At 43.8% G+C, this 21,167-nt stretch carries 11 protein-coding genes; 2 read left to right on the plus strand and 9 right to left on the minus strand.

Annotation, left to right across the window (positions count from 1 at the left end; all coding sequences use genetic code 11):
- Window positions 1-59: 59 nt before the first annotated feature.
- Window positions 60-1,091, minus strand: a complete 1,032-nt coding sequence (locus tag MusilaSJ_RS07720; protein ID WP_274989428.1) for a LacI family DNA-binding transcriptional regulator — start codon at window positions 1,089-1,091, stop codon at window positions 60-62.
- Between the two features lie 396 nt (window positions 1,092-1,487).
- On the opposite strand from MusilaSJ_RS07720, the gene MusilaSJ_RS07725 reads away from it, so the two are divergent.
- The gene (locus tag MusilaSJ_RS07725) at window positions 1,488-2,816 is read left to right on the plus strand and encodes an APC family permease (protein WP_274989429.1); all 1,329 of its coding nucleotides are present in this window, start codon (window positions 1,488-1,490) and stop codon (window positions 2,814-2,816) included.
- 2 nt (window positions 2,817-2,818) lie between these two features.
- Window positions 2,819-3,976: a trans-sulfuration enzyme family protein gene (locus tag MusilaSJ_RS07730; RefSeq protein WP_274989430.1), complete on the plus strand. Its 1,158-nt coding sequence runs from the start codon at window positions 2,819-2,821 to the stop codon at window positions 3,974-3,976.
- 65 nt (window positions 3,977-4,041) lie between these two features.
- On the opposite strand, the gene MusilaSJ_RS07735 is transcribed toward MusilaSJ_RS07730, so the two are convergent.
- The 8 genes from MusilaSJ_RS07735 to MusilaSJ_RS07770 all read right to left on the minus strand — a co-directional run bounded on the left by MusilaSJ_RS07735 (window position 4,042) and on the right by MusilaSJ_RS07770 (window position 21,154).
- Window positions 4,042-5,991, minus strand: coding sequence for a sigma 54-interacting transcriptional regulator (locus MusilaSJ_RS07735; protein ID WP_274989431.1), 1,950 nt, complete (start codon window positions 5,989-5,991; stop codon window positions 4,042-4,044).
- Window positions 5,992-5,994: 3 nt separating this feature from the next.
- Entirely contained in the window at window positions 5,995-8,307 is a 2,313-nt protein-coding gene (locus MusilaSJ_RS07740) for a tetratricopeptide repeat-containing sensor histidine kinase (protein ID WP_274989432.1), read from the minus strand.
- 289 nt (window positions 8,308-8,596) lie between these two features.
- The gene (locus MusilaSJ_RS07745; protein WP_274989433.1) at window positions 8,597-9,925 is read right to left on the minus strand and encodes an ATP-binding protein; all 1,329 of its coding nucleotides are present in this window, start codon (window positions 9,923-9,925) and stop codon (window positions 8,597-8,599) included.
- 1 nt (window position 9,926) lies between these two features.
- Window positions 9,927-10,844: an eCIS core domain-containing protein gene (locus tag MusilaSJ_RS07750; RefSeq protein WP_274989434.1), complete on the minus strand. Its 918-nt coding sequence runs from the start codon at window positions 10,842-10,844 to the stop codon at window positions 9,927-9,929.
- 7 nt (window positions 10,845-10,851) lie between these two features.
- Window positions 10,852-11,835 carry a tetratricopeptide repeat protein gene (locus tag MusilaSJ_RS07755; RefSeq protein ID WP_274989435.1) on the minus strand — a complete coding sequence of 328 codons (984 nt, stop codon included), beginning with the start codon at window positions 11,833-11,835 and terminating at the stop codon, window positions 10,852-10,854.
- Window positions 11,832-15,404 (minus strand): eCIS core domain-containing protein, encoded by a 3,573-nt coding sequence (locus MusilaSJ_RS07760; protein ID WP_274989436.1) that lies wholly within the window; start codon window positions 15,402-15,404, stop codon window positions 11,832-11,834. Before MusilaSJ_RS07760 ends, MusilaSJ_RS07755 begins: the two co-directional genes overlap by 4 nt.
- Window positions 15,401-16,888: a contractile injection system tape measure protein gene (locus MusilaSJ_RS07765; protein WP_274989437.1), complete on the minus strand. Its 1,488-nt coding sequence runs from the start codon at window positions 16,886-16,888 to the stop codon at window positions 15,401-15,403. Before MusilaSJ_RS07765 ends, MusilaSJ_RS07760 begins: the two co-directional genes overlap by 4 nt.
- Before the next feature lie 9 nt (window positions 16,889-16,897).
- The gene (locus tag MusilaSJ_RS07770) at window positions 16,898-21,154 is read right to left on the minus strand and encodes a hypothetical protein (RefSeq protein WP_274989438.1); all 4,257 of its coding nucleotides are present in this window, start codon (window positions 21,152-21,154) and stop codon (window positions 16,898-16,900) included.
- Between the last annotated feature and the right edge of the window lie 13 nt (window positions 21,155-21,167).

Below are 21,167 nucleotides of genomic sequence, written 5' to 3' on the forward strand. Positions count from 1 at the left end.
ATAAAACGTTTTACCAAATGATTTCTAAGGATATCTGTATACCCAATACTAAACTATTGTCACGCTGTGGCCTTCGACAGGGTCGATCCCCGCTCAATAAGTTTCGACGGGATCTTCAGATCAATTTTTGAAGCATCGAGTTTGTGGGTATTGATCTGTGCCATTAAAATATCAATTGCCGATTTTGCAATGTCGTAAGTAGGTTGTTGTATGGTAGTAATACCCGGCGGGTATAGACTAAACACTTCATTATCATCAAAACTTATCACGGCCAAATCATCCGGGATACTAAGCTTAAGATCTTTGATGGCCTGCAAACCCATGGTACCCAAATAATTGGTGGTAAAGAAAACAGCATCCATTTGTTTTTGCTTTTCAATAAATGCTTTAACAGCCTCCACCCCCTCATTCTTGTCCATATCAAAGGGGACCTTTAAAACCATCTTACTGCTCTCTTTCAGGTTATTATCTTTTAAAGCAGCTTTGTAGCCCAGGCTCCTATCGTTTAGCTGGATCAGCCCGAGGTCGGCAGTTACCATCCCGATATTTTTATATCCCGATCGTACAAAACAATCAACAGCGTTGTAAGCGCTTGCATAATTATCAACCAGGACATGGGGGATGCTTGTCCCCGGGAAATATCCATCAATGAGCACTACCGGCTTTTCATTATCAACCAGGTTCTGGATATCTTTTTCCAGCCCTTTCATCGGGGTAATAATATAACCATCAACCAGTTGCTGGCTCAGCATCCTGATCATATCCTTACCTTTTTGCAAGTTATTATTGGTGCTGCAATAAATAATACGATAGCCGTCTTTTTCAGCCTCCTCTTCAATAACCTTTGCCATCTCTCCAAAAAACGGCCCGCCAATACTCTCCACTATCAGCCCGATGACTTTTGAAACACCCGTACGTAAACCAACCGCCATACGATTAGGTTCATAACCATTTTTTTGGGCCACATCCAATATCTTCTTACTGATCTCTTTGCTAATACGGCCCTTGCCATTTAAAACAAATGAAACAGTAGTTATTGACGTATCGGTAAGTTTGGCTATATCCTTAATGGATATCTTTTTTTTCATCATCGTTTTTTAAATTCAGGTTTAAGGTTTAGTATGCCCTGCATCTTAAAGTCTTATCAATTTTTATGTTAAACCGGCAATTGGTCAAACAGGTATCTCTGTTAAAATTCAACTTTTTGCTTTTTTCAATCAAACCCGGCAAGTTAATTTTGCTAATTGCCAATATTTTAACCTTGTAATATAAACATTTAAAACCGGACTGGTAAATATAGCGTATGGCTTCCATTTTCGATCTTTTAAACAACAATTTATTACAAAACAGTCATAAATTTTCGTTAAGGTCATCAAAAAATCAAAACAGAAGGCCTGTTATAAAAGCTTTCTCATATCAATTGCTGACAAATTAATGCTAAATTTAGATTTTGTGTTTTCCCTGATTAATTGGTATTTTAAAACTTCATGAGTATAACGCCGAAACTCAACCGCTTTGATCTTTCAATGATTGTTGTGAGCCTCGTAATTGGCATGGGCATTTTTGCGGCACCGGCAGAAGTAGCAAAAAACTCAAGCACACCTCTTTTGTATTTCGGGGCCTGGCTGCTTGGCGGAGCGGTAAGCCTGTGCGGGGCGCTCACTTTTGCCGAAATTGGTGCCCGCTACCCTACCACCGGTGGCTTTTACAAGATTTTTTCGTACTGCTTTCACCCGGCTTTTGCCTTTATGATCAATTGGGTGCTGGTAATAAGCAATGCGGCCTCTGTTGCTGCCGTGGCGCTTATAGGCGCGGAATACATTAACCCCATTATTATGCCACAAAGCCTGCAAAACGATGCGGGCATCAAAATCATGACCATAACTTCCGTGGTTGTTTTATATATTATCAACTACCTGGGCATTAAAATGAGTGCCCGTACTCAAAACGTACTCACACTTTTTAAAATTGGCATGATCCTGATTTTGTGTGCGGCAGTATTTAAAGGTAACATCAATACTACCAAAGAAGTTATCGCATATCATAATAATAACAATATAAGTGCGTTCGGAATAAGTTTGGTAGCTGTATTTTTCACCTATGGCGGGTACCAGCAAACTATAAATTTTGGAGGCGATATTATAAACCCGAAGATCAATATCCCCAAGGCTATATTTTTTGGAATAGCTACCGTGATATCATTATACATGCTTATCAACTTTGCCTATTATTCTGTTTTAGGCATCAGTGGGCTTCAGCAAAAAACAACGTTAGCGGCAACACTTGCCGGGGTTTTATTTGGTGCAGCCGGCTATAAAATAGTATCGCTGCTTATGTTTGTTTCGGTACTGGCTTTCGTCAACGTTAATATTATGGCCAATCCGCGTGTTTATTATGCCATGGCCGAAGACGGTATATTACCCGCTCGCTTTAAACGTGTAAACAGCCAAACCCAGGTACAAGAGTTTGGATTGAGCTTTTTTGTAGGCGCGGTGCTTATCGTTCTGTTTTTTGCCAATTCGTTTCAAACCATATTAAATTATGTGATGTTTTTTGATACCATTGGCCTTTCAACTGCAGCTATAACGATCTTCATTTTACGGCGCAAAACCAAACATCTCAATAATACCGGCATCTATATTATGAAGTGGTACCCTGTTATACCTGCCATATTTATTACTACTTATTGGTTTGTTACTATCAGCATTTTTATTGAAAACCCGCAGGCTGCTTTAATATGCATCTGTGCTTTTATTGCCGGCCTTATTATTTACTATATCACAAAACGAAGCCAAAAACCTAACACTATATTTTAATTATGGATTTGTCATTTATTTTAAATGAGCTTGGGGAGGAAAGAGAAAACTACTTTAACGCCGTTTCGCCGCCAATTATGCAATCAAGCAACTTCAGTTTTAAAGATGTTGCCGGGCTTAGGGAGGCAATGAGTGACGAATTTGAAAGTAGCCTGTACTCAAGGGGACAAAATCCGACACTTAATATCCTCAGGAAAAAGCTTGCCGCGTTAGACGGGGCTGAAGATGCCCTGTTATTTAGCAGCGGTATCAGCGCCATAAGCGTTCCTATTTTATCGCTGTTAAAAACAGGCGATCATATTATTGCGGTAGATAACCTATATAGTTGGACAATCAAGTTATTTAAAGACTTTCTACCCAAATTTGGTATCACTACAACGTTTATTGACGGAACGGTTTTTGAAAATTTTGAACAGGCAGCAACTCCGCAAACCCGCTTAATTTATTTGGAAAGCCCCAATACATTTTGCTATGCACTGCAGGACATCAGGAAAGTGACCTGCTTTGCCAAATCAAGGGGCATCACAACCATGATTGATAACAGCTACTGTAGTCCCCTTTATCAGCAGCCCATATCAATGGGGGTTGACCTTGTGGCGCAATCAGCTACCAAATATATTGGCGGCCATTCGGATGTTGTGGCAGGTGTGCTTACCGGCAGCAAGGCTATCCTTAAAAAAATCTTTGAGCACGAGTTCATGAATACCGGCCCAGCCCTGTCGCCCCATTCGGCATGGCTGCTTTTGCGGGGATTAAGAACGCTCCCGCTCCGCCTGCAACGTAGCTTTGAAAGCACCAAGATCATTACAGAATGGCTTGCCTCTCATCCGGCTATACAGGATGTGATCTGGCCTTTTAGTCCCAAATTCAATCAGGCCGATTTAGTTAGCCAACAAATGCAGGGCTGCGGAGGTTTATTTAGCCTCATATTAAAGCACAGTTCATTTAGTAAAATTGAAAGGTTTTGCAACAGCCTGCAACATATTTTACTTGCAGTGTCGTGGGGAGGCCATGAAAGTCTTGTTGTGCCGGCCATTGCCTCTTTTAGTGAGGATGAATATTCGGCGGATAACGATCACCATCAATTAATCCGGATGTATATTGGTTTAGAAGACCCTCAATATTTGATAGCGGATATTAAACAGGCATTAGAAAAGTAAACAGTCCCGGCCCCGCGCCGGGATCTATTGTTTTTCATGAATAAATACTGTTTACCTTCAAACATTTACTCCCATTTCTTTATCCCCAGCTTTTGCATTTTTGAATGCAGGGTTGATGGCGGCAAACCTAATTTAGATGCTGCCCCATCCTTGCCACTTATTTTACCATTGCACCGTTTTAAAACCTCCAAAATATGATCGCGGGCATGCTCATCAATAGTTTTCAATCTGCCGGTCGCGATGTCGGCGTACACAGGATTTTCTTTCTTGCCCTGCAGCTTGGGCAGGTAAGCGTCTTTTATTACCGGGCCATCCGTTAACAAAATACTGCGTTCAATAAAATGTTCCAGTTCGCGCACGTTGCCCGGCCAGTGGTATTCAAGCAGTTGTGCTATTACATTTGCTGAGATCCCCGTTACCGCTTTACCGATCTTTTGCGCGTATCGTGCCAGGAAATGATTAGCCAATACCAGGATATCATCTTTGCGTTCCCTTAAAGGTGGAATGATGATCGGGAACACAAACAACCTGTAATACAAATCGAGCCGGAAACGGCCTTCTTCAACTTCTTTTTCAAGGTTGCGGTTAGTAGCCGCAACTATGCGCACATTGATCTTGATGGGGCCTTTACCCCCTATGCGCTCAATTTCCTGCTCCTGCAGCACGCGTAAAAGTTTAACCTGCAGCTCGGCCGGCATTTCGCCTATCTCATCCAGGAAAATAGTACCGCCATCGGCCAGCTCAAACTTACCGGTACGCTTTTCAACAGCTCCGGTAAAAGCACCTTTTTCGTGCCCGAACAGTTCGGACTCAATGAGCGTAGCCGGCATGGAGGCACAGTTTACCACTACCAAAGGCTTGTTTTTACGGGGCGACAGGTAATGGATACTCTTAGCTATCTGCTCCTTACCTGTCCCGCTTTCACCTAAAACCAATACCGATGTATCAAGCGGAGCTACTATGCCAATGTGGTCGAGTACGGTGAGCATCTGATGGCTTTTACCGATAATATCTTTAAAGCCTGCTGCCTTGCTTTTTTCACTCAATTGATTTTGGCTTAATTTATCAACCCTGGTTAGTGAGGGCTCCGGCACATCAAACGGGATGATCTCCTCCACCGTCATCAATAACGACCTGTGCAGGCGATCTAACAAGATCAAATGGTCATTGGTATAACAATCGGTTTTACGGCTATAAAACGAAAACTGAATAACATTCCCGCCCGACGAAAGCAACGGCAGTCCCAAAAACGATTGCATATTAAAAACCTGGGCAATAAGTTTTTTAACCGGAAACTGAGGCCAGATCTTAACAAAATTAGCGGCGTTATAAAAATCAGCCTTGGTGATCCGTGGACTGTCATCCTGTATCTGATTCAGCTGTATTTTATTAGTTTTTGTGATGTTTACAAATTCATCTACGCCTATAACCTGGTATTCATCAAACCCGGTGCGCAAAAATGAAATGGCATTATCAGGAAAACCTGTGCCATTTTTCGTAGTAACGGTCAAATAATCAAACGGTATATGCGGCTGGATACTCATTGCTATTTTCAACAGTTTCTGTTTCCAGTTTATCGGTTCGGCAACAATATTTTTAAATACCTGCTCCAGGGCCTGCTCCTGGCGCAACTTTGATTCAATACTGTTTTGATGACGATAAAAGGCCACATCAAGGGTTATCAGTAGTTCTTTTTCGCGGAATGGCTTTACCAAAAAGCCATAGGGCTGCGTAGCCTTTGCCCGTTCCAGGATACTTTCCTGAAAATTAGCCGACAGGTATACAAATGCTATATTTTTTGAAGTAAGTACCTTAGCGAGGTCTATACCATTCAGGTTACCCTTTAAAAATATATCAAGCAATACCATTTCCGGTTTTTGCTCGTCAATGATCTCGAGTGCTTCGGGTACAGAATCGGCAATGCCGCAAACTTTATAACCGGCACGGGTTAATATTAATTTCAGATCATACGCCACCAGCGATTCATCCTCAACTATTAATATCTTTTTGTTCATATTTTAATTAGCTGCAAAAGTTTTTCGTTCACTATTACTTAACATCTTCTCGGCCCGGAATTCCACAGTAATTATCGCGCCGCCGTAATTATCTATTTTAAAACAACCGCCCAGTTGTTTACTTAATGCTTTCATCATTTCCATTCCCAATGAGCTTGCTTTTTGGATGTCAAAATCAACAGGCAAGCCTATTCCATTATCAGCTATGGTGAGTATAATGGTTTCCTCGGCCAGTTGTAAGGCTACTTTAATTTCGCCCCGCTGCACAGGGAAGGCATATTTTATGGCGTTTGTAATGGCCTCGTTTAGTATCAGGCCTACGGGTACCGCCTGGGCAACATCAAGCTTAACGGGCTGTATCATTTGCTCAAAACGAATTCCCCTATCGCCGGGATCATAACAATCGGCCAGGTAATTGATCAGCTCATTAATATAAACCGACATATCGATATAAGCCACATCCGAATTACTGTACAGTTTTTGATGAATAAGCGCTATAGCCTGTACCCGGTTTTGACTTTCCCGGATTGCGGCAAGTGCCGCGTTGTTCTTCAAAAATGCCGATTGTGTATTAAGCAGGCTCATTACAATTTGCAGGTTGTTTTTTACCCGGTGATGCACTTCCTTTAACAGCCAGTCCTTTTCATCTAACAGGCCATCCTTTTCGTTAAGCAGGATTTGTAACGATAGGTTCTGATTATTAATTTCCGTTTGTTTTAGCTGTAATTGCTGGTTGCTCCTTTGCTTGTGCCGGTAACCGTTAAATGCCAAACCTGCTATAATGATAAGCATAGCCACACCGCCAAAAGTAATGTTACGCTGCATGTTTACCTTTTGCAGTTCGGCTTTCTGATTCTTGCTCTGTTCCTGTAAAAACCTTATCGACTGCTTGTTTTCATTCGTCTTATATCTGATGTCAAGCTCTTCTATCTGCTTGTTTTTGATGGCGTTAAACAACGAGTCATCAAGGCGTTTATGGATCTCGAAATGTTTTATCGCAGCCACATAGTTGCCCGATGCCGAATCGACCCGAAACTGCATGTTATGAATCTTGGTGAGTGTGATAGGCCTGATGGTATTTGATGGCAGCGATAAGATCTGTTTTGTATAAATGCCCGCCTTTTTATATTGTTGAATAAGCAGGTAAAAGCCGGCCATGGTTTCGTTATAATGCACAAAATCAGTAACCATTTGCTCGTTGGTGGTATAAAAGTCTTTACTAAAGTTAGTAACCTTATATAGGTCCATCATTTTCAGATAGTATCGCTCGGCCTCGGGGTAATCCTTCAGAGCAACGTAGATATTGCCAAACGCCTCATACATATCAACCTTTTGTGCCAGGATTTTCGGCGGCACATCAATTACCGCCTGTTTCAGGTATACCAAAGCTTCTTTTGGTTTTTTGGCCTTAATAAAATCATAAATAACAAGGCTCAAATACCCATAAAAATCTTCGTACTGTTTTCTTCTTTTCAGTATCTCTGCCGACTTAAGAATGTAGAGGAGGCTTTGGTCATATTTATTCAGATCGGCGTATACCAATGCAAGTTTGGCGTAATAAAAATCGGCCAAAGCTGTATCAGCCGTGGCGTTCATACTTTTTATTACCTCGTGGCGATATAAAAGCTCGTTATGCAGATCAACCTTTTGTTTGCTTATCTCGGCAAGGGAATGATAGGTATAATGAAGTTTTTTGTAACCTATTGCTTTGTACTGGGCCAGTACCTGGCGCAGTTCGGTTTCGGCCAGATCAAGTTTTTTTTGGTTGAGGTGGATATCCGCTATACTCTTGTTCATATCGGCTTCTTCCAGTTTATGATCTGTTTGCTGAAATAAGGCCCGGGCCTGCTCATAACTATTTATTTTATCAGGAATGGCAACTGTATTGTCTATAGATATATTATCGCCTAAGCGGGCCAGGGTTTTACCTTCCTGGTACTGATCACCTGTTTTATGGTAATAACCAACCACTTCCATAAAAACAGCTTTACCCCGCTTCAGGTTGTCCTGCTTTAGATACGCCGTCCCTTTAAGCATCATAGCTTCGTTAAGCCACTTTGCCGAATGGATGGCAACACTCATTTGTATGGCTTTATTGAAAGCGGTGATGCCGCTATCCAACACCTCTTTGTGGTCGCCTTGCTTGTTGAGATAATAGCTGCCTAATTGTATTTGCAGCTTAATAGTATTGGTGTCGACTTTGTTTTTTTGGTTATCAAGGTTGAGTTTGATGGTAGCAATGTCCATCTTTTTTTGCCCGGAAACACTTGGGGCAAAAATTAAAGCAATAAAACATGTCGCTATATATTTAAACATACACTTAGTATTTTATTGCCCCAGAGATAATTACCGACAAAACCATAACGAAATCATCTCCTGTGAAAGTCACGGAATAGTGATAGGCGATGATTTGCTAAATTTATTCAATTTTATGCAAACGGCATCAATAAGCAGAAAGCTAAATTTTCTTTATTGCTGAGATAACCAGGATCCGGGCTGGCATAAAAATCCCGAAGCCTGCTCAACCAGTCAATGTACAGATCATGGATTCGATTGTACGGATTATAGATAGCAGGGAAATTTCGGATTTATATCCCGGAGGTTCCTACCAAACCCGGTTCTCTTTAGTATACTCTCTTTCAATACCTTCCAATATTAGTTCAGAGGTTATGCGGCTTTCCTTGCGGGCCAGCATTTGCAGGCAGGCAAATTGTACTACATTCAAGATCCCGGAACCACTGAGCTCATATTTACGCGAGATCTGTTCAAGGTTAATGTGCCCGTTGAGGTTGGCTTTAGGCGGAAATGATTTTTGCCAGATAGTAAAGCGTTCATCGGCATTAGGCAGCGGGAAGTTAATAACCGACTGAAACCGGCGCATAAAGGCCTCATCAATGTTATTTTTAAAATTGGTTGCCAGTATCACTAGGCCATTGTGCTGCTCCACACGCTGCAGCAGGTACGATGCTTCCTGGTTAGCATATTTATCGTGCGCATCTTTAACGTTAGTCCGTTTGCCAAAAAGCGCATCGGCTTCGTCAAAAAACAGGATCCAGTTTTTATTATCGGCCTTTTCAAATAATTTGGAGAGATTCTTTTCTGTTTCGCCTATAAACTTGGATACGATCATTGACAGATCGATCCTGAAAACCGGCTTACCCGTGTACTTACCAAGCAGAGATGCGGTAAGTGTTTTCCCCGTTCCCGGCGGGCCGTGGAATAATGCGCGGTAACCCGGTTTCAGTTTCCGTTCCATGCCCCAGTCGGTCATTAATACCTGCTGGTAGTTCACCCAGTTTTCCAGCTCGGCAATTTGCCTGCGGGTAGTATCGTTCAATACAAGGTCGTCCCAGTTGTAGGTAGTTTCCAGGTGTTGTGCCGGAAAGTTCATACTTAGTTTGGGAATAGATTCGGTACCACTGATCAAAAGTTCAACATATTCGGGCTGCAACAATAATCTGCCGGACAAAGCAGGCTCACCTTCGGGCACATCCTCCAGGTATAAAATATGCTGTTTTGCCAGATTGCTATGATGATGAAACAGATCGGCTATCTCCAGCCGCTTTTCAAGGTCATCGCCTGCCAAAACAAAAACCACTGTTTGGCCGGTTGGTAAAAAGCTGCGTCCGTTACGGCTCCTAACTCCACCAATCTGCTGAAAATCGCCCGATTCACGCATGTAAGGCTGAATAATTTCATCAAAAAACTCAACCTGTAAATGAGGTACCAAGGCCATCATTAGTATAATAACCTCATTGCTGTTCAAGCCATGATCATCAATTAATTTTTCGAGCACACTACCATTTCGCTCCAACTGGGGCAGCAGCGGAGGCAAATAAGTTGCGTCGTTACCAAATACAGTTTGCAACCTGGCTTCAACACAACCGGCTGTATACTGCATCAGCGCTCTTAACTGTTTAATATTAGTATCCATTTTATTTACGCGGGCCGTTTTGCTGTACAACATGGGTTAATTCGTGAGCCAGCAGGTTCATACCGGCGGTGCTTTCAGGGTCAAATTTGGCTGCGTTAAAATAAATATCATTGCCATGTGTAAAGGCCTGCGCTTTTGAAAGGTTGCAAAGCTCAACAGCCTGCTGCCCGGTGTGGATTTTCACCTGTTCAAAATTGGCGTTCATCTGATGCTCCAATTGCGTACGTACTTTGGCAGGCAGAGGACTACCGCCACCTTTACTTTCATTCAACAACCTGTCAAACTTAGCTTCCGGAGCTTCGGGCTTGCCCTCTGTTTTTTCTACGCTGCCGCCCTTTTCTTCTTTCTTTTGTGCAGCGGCTTTATCGTCTTTTTCTTCACCTTTTTCTTTTTTTTGCGGCTTGCCTTCGTCCTTTTTATCTTCTTCGCCTTTTTTCTGCGGTTCCTTGTCTTTTTTATCTTCCTCCTTTTTTTGAACGCCTTCTTTATCTTTTTTATCTTCTTCTTTTTTTTGAGGCTCTTTATCTTTTTTATCCTCCTCTTTCTTCTGAGTTGGTTTCTCCTCTTCTTTCTTTTCGTCTTTTTTCTGCGGTTTACCCTCTTCTTTCTCGTCCTTTTGCTCTTTCTTTTGGGTCCCTTTAGCATCCTTTTCCTCATCAGCTCCTTTTTTCTGAACGCTCATTTGTCCCATCCGCTGTGACGAATTAGCAGTTGCCTGCTGTGCCATAGTCACCTTATGTGCTACCGCATCGGCCTCCCGCTCGAGGGCGCTATCCTGGTTACCATCAATTTTCCTGGCCTGAAAAAAAGCATCTCCATCCTGCTTGCTTTTTTCGCGGCTGCCATTAAAAAAGGGCTTATCTGCTTTATCCGCCTGTTTCTGACTAAGCGGCTGGCGTGTATTATGGATGTATTTCATAGGAGGTTTAGTTTAAATTGTTTAACAGATCTAATTGCTTCTTTGCATGGGCGGCCCATTCGCCGGGATCATGCAGCAGGTCTTCAAAAATCATCTTTGCCTTATCTCTCTGATTTAAATTAGCTAACGCTATGCCCAGGTATAGTTTTCCTTTTTTGTTTTCGGGATGTTGTTCAAGCAATAGTTCCAGGTGTGCAAACGCGGCGTCAAAACGGTTAAGCCCAAGGCAAAGCACTCCTGTATTTAGCCTTATCTCCTCGTTTTCGGGGTCATATTCCAGGATCCGCTCGTATTCTGCCGCCCCTTCATTTAACTGACCGCTTTGCAAATAAGCAACGGCCAGGTGGTTACGTACCGCAATATCCCCAGGAAACAGCATCAAATACCTGATCAGGTACCCTGTAGCCGACGCATAGTTTTTTATCATTAATTGGGACAGACCCGCAGTTTGCAATGCCCTGCTGTTTTGCGGGTTTTCGGATAATACATAATCGGCCATTTCAAAAGCTTCATCATACCTCCCGGTTGAAAGATAAACCTGTGCCAGTCCCATCAATAAATTTAAACTTGTGGGGTTAAGCTCAACCGCTTTAAGCCAGCATGTTTCGGCGCTTTCCATATCTGCCGATAGCATATACAACTTAGCCAGTCCTTCCCAGGCCTCAAACTGATCGACCTTAAGCGTAATGGTTTGCCTAAAAGCGTTTAAAGCCTTATCATACTGGCCCAGCAAAACCTCGGTATTGGCCAGATTGAGCCATGCCGAAGCATTTTGATTATCAATTTCTAAAGCGCGTTCAAAAAGCGGCCTCGCTTCGGCAAATTTGTTTTGTTGGTAAAACAACATGCCCCGGTTATTGAGCAGGGTAACATTGGGCTCATTTAAATCAGCCGCTTTTGCATAATAAGCCTCTGCAGCTTCAAAATTGCCGTTAAGCTGCTGTATAGCACCAAGGTTTATCAGTTCGGTTAGTTGGCTTCGGTTGCTCATAACATTTCTTCTTTTACTTTATCTGCTATACCACCTGCTATATCAGAAATGCTGATTTCAGGATAGGTAACTTTAATATCATCGGTTTTCACATCAAACGGTTCGCCATCTTTATAGTGGATTGGCAGCGAAACTTTAACCTGCAGATCCGGGCCATAACTAAATGACGCCAGGTTTTTAGTCCACTCTTTTGAAATATCTGTAACCAAAAGATCAAGTTCGGCTTTAATGAATGCGTTTACATCAAACGTAAACTTAGGGTGTACCTCGATCTCACCCAAAGCGTTAAACTCAAACCCGGTTGTGGGCGACCAGGCCAGGTCGGCAGCGGCACTTGCTTCTCCTTCAAGCCCTAAACCACCAACTATTTGGATGCCGCCTGTAACGCTGGCAGGCCCGATACTCAAGCCAATACCTAATGCGGCTTTTAATTTTAAACCAGCATGTGCAGGGATCACAAATTTTGCCCCACCGCTGATCCGGGTATTTTCGGGATGTGAAGGATTAAATTCTATCTGTCCAAAAACGTCTTTGAGTTGTCCGGGGCCAACCGCTGCGTCAAAATCAAGGCCACCATCAATAGTAGCTACGATACCTATGCTCTTAGGACCAAGCGGGATGGCGAATATGGGGATCTGGATGGTTGGTACTTTGAACAGCTCTTTATTGATGCTCTTTTTAGGGAAAACATCAACAGCCGAAGGCAGGTCCAAACGGCCAACAACTTCGATTTCACCGGCCGGAGTCACCCTTACACTTGCCGAAGCCTGTAGCCAATCTGTAACTTTGAGGGTTAATTTACCCGAGCCGTAGGCAGTAAACTTATCCCCTGCAGGGCCTGATGGCGTACCATCGGCAGCAATAGCACGGTTGGTGGCGCCTACCATCACCTCACCTGATACCCTGTCGGCAGCGTAAGAGGCCTTACCTTCTATAGTCAGCGCGCCATCATCATAAGATATTGACAGTTCAGTATTGATTTTTGGTATTTTGGGGATGGCTTTACCGTTGGCTTTAACGTGGTATATCTCATCCGGCCCGCGGGTAACCTCCACATTGCCACTGCCGCTTTGGATGCCCGGCATGTTTTCGTCAAGAACGAAGCTGCCACCAATAACCAACGTTTCGTTACCATAAGTAACATGGATCTCGGCACTTTTTATACCCTTAATATCCGGCTCGGCTGTTCCGGAAGCATTAAATATGTTGTTGGCATAATTTATATTGATGTGCGCCGATTTAAGACCTTTTATTTTACCGGCAGGAATGCCAATATCTCCCGAAGCGCTAAATTCTCCATTACGATAGGAGGCTTTTATTTGTGCCGGATTGAAGGTTTTTGAATCAAAATCAAAAGATCCCTCAAGCGCAAACTCTCCCGACGTGTTGGCCATAGCGCCAACTTTACCTTTACCCAGCTTCTTTATTTCAAAATTAGCTTCTCCCTTTATGCCGATTCCTGAGGTAGCTGCGTATACTTCAAGCGAAGTATTGGTGATTTTAAAAGGCGGTGGTACCTTGATCTCTCCCGAATTAAATACCTTACTTATTTTGATACCATCTTCATTAAAAATAATGTCGATAGCGGAACCTCCGATAATCGGAACATCGGTATTGATCTTGCCGAATCCTATCAAACCAGACTCACCGATATCTAACTCCGTTATTGTTATGGGGCTTAATCCCTTTGCCTTTAGCCCTGCACTTAAAGCCTGTTTTACAGCTACACCACTTAACCTACCGCCGTATATACCGGGCACTGGTTCAATTGGTTGTGTTGTGGATATCCCCGCCACAAACGCGTTATCCATGAATACTTCAATAGTAGCAGATCCTTTTGAACCCGCACTGAGTATCGTGGCGTTGTCTTTATCTTCATAAGAAATCTTTCTTATTTTCAGATTAGCACCGTTTCGTTTTATATGCCCTACCTGAACATTAACATCTTTCTCGGTTGTTTTACCCGCTTCCGGGGCCCATTTAATATTTTGTGTTGCTCCATATCTTTCGCTCGTGATCAGGGAAAGATTAGTGCTATCTATAAGTTTTGCTCTCGCTTTATCTGTATCTGAGAGAAATACCAATTTTTTGAGATGGTCGCCAGCCTCAATTTCACTTAACTCCCAGGCCTCTTTACCGCCGCTAATAGGCAAGCTCCCGTCAAGCGTTCCGGCAGTAATGGTATATTTACTCATTACCTCGGCCGCACCCGGCTTGGTTTGTCCGTCGGGCATGGTGGTAATGGCATTCAATGCTGCTTCAACTTTTGAGGTGATCTCTGTATTGATATTTGAACCAGACGACCTGTTTGCTGCGGCCTCAAGCATCCAAAGATTGGAGATGCCATCTTTTCCACCTAATTGTAACTCAACTTTGTGATCAACATCATAGCCATTATTTATTTCATGACCTTTATCGTTCCAAAACGGGCGTGCAAAAGTAGTCTTGAGCTGGGTAATGGAGCCGGTAAAAAGGTGCTTCAGGTTAGTAAGTTTTTTTTCCGACTCAAGCGTCATGAAAAAATTGGAGGCGTTAGCCTCTTTGGGGATCTCGGCCGTTTTTTTATTATTGAAAACGGTATCAAAACCAGCTCCTTTGGTTGCAGCGTCGTTCCAATCGGCAAGGTGTTTGCCCGACCTCTCAGTTTTTTTGAAAGAATAATTAGTTGTTGAGCCAGGCATAAGGCCAAGTTTTAAGCCTGGTATATTTATTTTAGGTACAAAAAGCGACTCCTTTGATGCTGTTGTATCAATCGGATTTTCGGCGGTAGCAACCTGACCTGCATTACCCGATACATCGCCCTTAGTTGGTTTACGCTGTATTTTCTTTTTTACTCCACTCCCCTGTTGAACCGTGTGAGTCACTTCATGCGCCAGCAGGTGCTGCCCGGCCTGGCTCTGCGGATCATATTTACCCGCACCAAAATAAATATCATTACCGTGGGTAAACGCCTGCGCCTGTAAATCGTTACTTAAACCGGCGGCTTCGCTGTTGTTATGGATGCGTACCCCACTCAAATCCGTGCCCATTGCTCCTTCCATTTCCTCGCGGGTATTGGAGGGCAATGGTTCGCCGCCGCCTTTGCTGCTTTCGATCTTTTGCTGGGTTTGCGAAGATACTTCAGGTGCGGCTGACTGACTGCTGCGTTTCAATGTATTCCCTTCGTTGGGGTCGCCGTCACTTTCAAAAATGGGGCGACGTTGTAATTCTTTGTCAGCACCATTCTGCTCTTTTTCCTGTTTATCTTCCTTTTTATCTTCTTTCTTTTGTACGGCAGAGGTAGTGGCAGGAGCAGTAGTAGAAGCAGTCGCAGCGTTAACTGTGGTTTTAGGCTGATTAATATGCTGAACAACTTTATCTGCCACCTGGTCGGCCTGCCGTTCAAAATGATCGCCGGGTTCATTCACCGTCATTTTACGTTGAACCTTATTACCCTCAAAAAAAGAGGATTCCGGCACACGTTCTATATCATGAGCAGCCGAGAAAAACGGATCTTTCCCTGCCGCCTGCCTGTTTGCAGGCTGGTTCTGTTTGGTGTTTGCCGGTGCTGCCTTTTGAGGTGTTTTCATTGCCATTCCACATAAAAAGGTTCATTCATCCAGGGCAGTTTAATTACGCCAATGCCCCATGGCAATGATGAAAGCAGGATATCCAGGTCCATCCGCTCCACAATAAGGCGGGCAGGCTGTTCTGTTTCAATCAGTTTCCCCTTGCGCATTAGAAATGCTTCGCGCAAGCCGCCAGGCGATGTGTTTTTTAATGCTTTCCAATATTTTATTACTGTCCGGAGCATATTGTCGCCTTCGTCAAGCATACGCTGTGGTATTTCAACTTCACGTTCCAATGGCTCGTCAAGTGGCCACCGGCATAAAAACTTTTCAAAATAAAGGTCATATTCAAAGGCATTCACATTACCGGTACCTAAATAGTGCAGCAGGTGAACGGCCAGTTGCCTTGCGGGCAGATCAACAAAATCGTTATCCTGCAACAAGCCAAAATCTTTAAAGAAATACTCCAAAAACGGGTGCAGGATCACCAAACCGGCCTGAGTTACATAAGTTCCGGCAATTTCTTCTTCTTTTTTCAAGCTTGTTTCCGGAGTATTATCGGGCGTGGTTGTGGGTTTATTACTTTGCAGCAGCGATTTATTTTCTGTTGATTGGATAACTGTTTCGGCTATTTGAATGAGGCTCATCGCAGAAATTGAAACAGAAGCTTTTAACTCTCCGGTTATTAAAGCGGTTAGCTTTTTCAGGATTGCACTATCACCAGCAAATTCACTATGGCCTGTCCGCAGGTAAATCATCAGCAAGATCTTTTCAATGATCTGCCGCCTGGAGTCGCTATTAAATTCCGCCGGTAAAACCTCTTTAATGTTAGCGTGTATGTTTGTTGCTGATTCACCAGTTATCAAACGCCTGATTTCTTCAACAACAGCGTCGACCTTTTTTTGAAATCCATAAGTCTCGGCCTGAAGTAAAACCATTGCCAGCTTTTTAATAAAAGCCATACCAAACTGGCTGAATAACCTGGCTGCCGCAAGAGCTGAGCTCTTAAAAAGATTGATAAGTTTTGATTGATAAGTTCGATCTTTTGTCAACAATTCTGACAGTTCACTTAACCAAACATTTTCCTGCTGCAGCCATTCTGTTGCAGCTACCGCATACCACGGAAGCCTGCCCGTGTTAAGGAAATAAACAAATACATTAAAAGCCTGCTGCTCTTCAGTAAGCAATGAATAGCTGATCTCGTTATCTGGCTCATCACCTACAGGTAATACGGCAGGATTTAAAACCGGCTCAAGCGCCTTAGCCAGGCTTGCCTGCAATTGTTCAAATACATCTTCCATTTTACCCGTACCCAGATCAAGATCAATCTTATCTATCAAAACATGAGCAGGCAGATCCATATCATCCAGCAATTGCTCCAGTTTTTTGAGCAGGACCTGTTCAAAGTACCGCACGGCCTCGTCCTGCACCTTTTGGGCAGTGCTTCGGTGTGATACTTCTATATCAAGTACCAGCTTATGGATGATATGTGTGCTCCCTGCCATAGCTCAACATTATTTAACAGTACCCGGATCGGTTGTACCCGGATCCTTTTTTATAACCCTTGGATCTATTTTGGGCGTCACAGCCGGATCTACCTTAGGTGTTAGCGTTGGGTTCGCTTTAATTGTCGATGTATCTGCTTTCGGCGTCACGGTAGGTGCAGGAGTTACCGCCGGATCCACCTTAGGTGTAGCTGCCGGAGTTGCTGTCGTAGTTGTTTTAATCACAGTTGGGTCTGCCTTTGGCGTTACCGTTGGTGTTGGCGTTACCGAAGGTGTATCTTTAATTGTAACCACCGGCGGTTCAGTAGTACTTGTTGACGGCGTAGTAACTACCGGTGGAACTTTGGTAACTACCGGTGTAGTGGTTTCAGGCGGCAAATGGGTAAGCACAGGTGTGGTAGTTATAGGAGGTAAAGCAACGGGCGGCGTAGGTGTAAATACAGCACGGCATTTATCGAACTTGCCATTTACAGCTATCAGCGTAATAACCGTATTACGACCGCGCGGAAACTGGCGCATATCAAACACCTTTACTGTGTTTACTTCATTGCTGGTAGTTCCATCATCAAATGTCCATGTAAACTTAAAGCTGCCCGGATTAGGTGTTTTATTTGTTAAAGTAACAGTGGCAGCACCTTTTTCGTTATCCATAGTTACCTTATAGTCAAAAGAGGCCTGCGGATGCTCATGGATCATGAGCGTACAAGCAAGAACCGGTTTGCCGTTCACCATAAAGTCGTTGATACTGACATCATAAGGACCTTTGGATGGGTCAACAACCCATTGGCTCCCCAATAATTTAACTGCATCTCCCGCTATTTTTGAGGTGATAATACCGGTTGCAGGCTGTACAGTTGTAAAGTTTATATTGCCACCGTCCGAGCAAACTTCACTGGCGGCCAATTTCAGGTCTACCGGCTCTTCGGGGATTTGTACAGTAAGCACAACCTGTTGGGTATCTGTACAATCATGGTTATTGGCAGATAAGGTGAAGGTAAGCTTGCCATCAGGGAATTTGGCACGAAGATCAGCGTACTGGAAGGTAATGTTATCATCCGGCTTGGCCAAATTAGCATGTACCTGCCCGTCGGGCATAGTCCAGGTGTAAGCAAATGTATCGCCCGCTGCCTGGTTGGTTGTAGCCGTTAGCTGAATAAATACTGCAAACTGGGTTGTATCGCTTATGCTGGCCGCAGGTTTAACAGCCGGGTGTTTAAATACAGTGATAGTGCAATCGGTTGGCTGATCATTTACAGTAAATTTAATCTGCTGACCAAATGTACCGTCTTTAACTTTAGTTGTATCAAAATAAGTTATCTCGGCTTTACTTACAACCGTAGCCTCAAAACCAGCTGAAGCTTTGATAACACCATCAGCCGGACTAACTTTAAATTGCAGCAAGCCTTCATCTGAACATGCTACAGCCTTAGGCAAACTGAGCCCTACCTGTGGCTTAGGCATGATAAATGCCACCGGCGGACAATCAGAGCAGCACATATACGGCAAACAAAAATCGGCAAATACGATATCGGCAGGCACATCGGGGTTTGCGGCTACGGCCCTTGATTTTCCCAGTTCGAGCGCCAAAGCCTGAGTTTTCTTGATCACCTCGGCTTCATTTGTCGGGGTATACTTACGTTTCGACCGGCGTTCATAATATTTTACAGCATCGGCAATATCGTCATAGTCGGTATTTTTGGCGATATAGGCCATCGCGTCGTTATCGCTTGCAAAACCTTTTACAAACTGCTGTTCGCTTTCAAGCGCTTTTAACCTGTCTTCGAGCGGAGATTTAGTTGAAGGGGTGGTTGGACCGGGTGCAGCTACCGCGGTAGCATAAACCATTACAAAGGTACCACCCGCCGGCACACCCGCCAGGTGTTCTAACCCGGTATGATTGGCGGCGTAAGCCGAAAAGGTAAGCTGTTGCAGCAGCTTGGTTTTACGGTCCTGAATTTCCTTTAATATTACGGCAAGCGCCTGGCCTGCACAGCAATTTTCAGATAAGCGCCATAACTGCAGTTCATAATCATCTTCATACCCTTTGCGTACATAATCGCTTTTAGCAAAAATCTGGCGGCTTTTCTGAGCAGCCGACTTTACTTCATTGCAAAGTTCATCAAGGCGGGCTGTAAAATTATCAATGGTATCTTCGTCAATATCAACCAGCCTGTCGGGCAGCCACTGGCTTATGTTACGGGTACCGGCTATCATACGCACGGGGATATCAACTGCGATAGCTTGCTCGTATGAGCCTGTTGCCGAGGTATCCACAGTTTTGCCTGCAGCATCTGCATAGTCAGAAATACTGATGGCCCCGCCCTGCCTGCGGATCTGATCTACATAGTAACCTATACTGCCTTGAGCAATATTGATATTATTGTCAACCGCGTCGATACCGCCGTCAATCACATATCTATCGGTGCTTTTATTGATCGCAAATCCGCTGCTTATTTGCTCACGTGCAGTTGCCTGTACTTCGCCGGTATCCGCTGTTTTGGCAGCAGCCATTCGCATTTTAGGAGCACCTGCTTCTTCCTCATTGGCCAATTCCAGTTTCTGCTGTGCAGCCTGATACCGGATATCATTCGCCACCGCATAACCTGTTTTTGTATTAAAGCTTGAAAAAAACTTGCTTACATCACCATAAAGGCAATTCTGTTCGGCCTGGAAAGCTCTTAATGTGGCCTCCAGATCATTAAACTGGCAGGCATAATCATCTATATTGATATCGCTAAGCGTTACATCGCCCAAACGAATGGCAACCACATCAAATGGCAGGTTACTGTCCCTCCTGATCTTATCAACCGCCGCAATAGCGTCGGTATATTTTTTGCCGATATGCCCTTCAATCCTGAAAAAATTATTGGAGTCGATTGAATAGGCCAGCGGATTTACCACCATATCATTTGCGGGCGAATAAGCTCCGGCATTATAACCAAGGATCAGCTTATCTGTGCCCTGCAGCCACCGGCTGTAGCTCCATTTTTGAGCCAGGTCAATCGGTTTGCCATAATAAAAAGGGATAGCCCTCGCCTCTAATGGTTTACTGTTATCGGTAGATGGCGTTATTTTCACCACCGGGCTTGGAGGCAGTGTAAACCCGCTGCTCATAATATTCAGCCTGTCGAGCAGGTTGATGGCTATATTCAGCTTGTCTTTATTGGCGCTGATAGCCGGCGAGGCATAAAATTTATGGCGATACGGCGTTGGCTTTGCTGTTGGTGTAGTATTTAAAGCTCCAAGCATAATATGTTTGGGGAAGGCGTAAATATTGGGGCAGCACTGGTAAATAATGTCTGAAAGCAAGGCACGCAATTCATTGTAGCCGGTCAGCAAATCTTTATAAAAATCATACAGGTACTGTGCCTGCATTGGGGCTGTAGCTTTGCTTAACGTAGTATTGATGTTGGCAACAATGCCGGTAATAGGGTAAACAGATTGCGGATCGAGCGCAAATTTGAATGTATTATAAAGTGTTTGCACAGCTGTTGATAAACCGCCTGCACCATCATTCGCAATTTTTGAAAAAGCAGCGGTAAGCGCCGATGACGATGCGGTTGTCTGCTTGTTAAAAAACACCCGTTTTGCCGCCAGCACAGGGGCATCAAAGTACGCGTTATAAGCGTTAAAATACTTTTTGTAGATATCATCATAAATAACCTCCGAACCGGTTTGCTCAATAATCTGGTTCATATCTGCCTGGGCAATAAGCAGCACTTTGGGTTTGGCTACCTGCTTGCGGCCCTGGTTATCACAATCAATAGCGGTACAGGCATCCGGATCCTTAGAGTAATATTCCAGGTAAAGCAGGCCGTACATTTCAGTAAGCTCCTTACCAGCCTTTGATTTAAAATTGGTGAGGGCAAAACTATCAACCGGGAAAGCGCCTTTATCATCGGGTGTTACCAGCTCCCATAAAGCCATTTGCGCGGCATCGGTGCCCATGGGATAAAACGGCGGGTATTTGATCAGCGAATTATCATAGGCCCTGAAGTTTTTATAGGTTGTTTCGGGCATGTAAAGCAAATCGCCGTCGGTAGTTACGCCGCAACCCTTGCCTATGGTTATGCCGTTGGCATCGCCTTTAAAACTTAAGCCGCATGCCAGGCCAACACCAATTAAACAGGTACGGGTAAGGCGCTGCTGATCTTCAAAAAACTCTACAATATCATTCAGCTGTTTGGCTGTAAGCACCTGGCTGTCAACAAAGGAGTTATACTCTAAAGTTATATCGGTGAGCTTTATGTTGGTTACTGGTGGCATGGCTTTTTCATTT

Source organism: Mucilaginibacter sp. SJ, assembly GCF_028993635.1.
In the GTDB taxonomy this organism is placed as follows: Bacteria; Bacteroidota; Bacteroidia; order Sphingobacteriales; family Sphingobacteriaceae; genus Mucilaginibacter.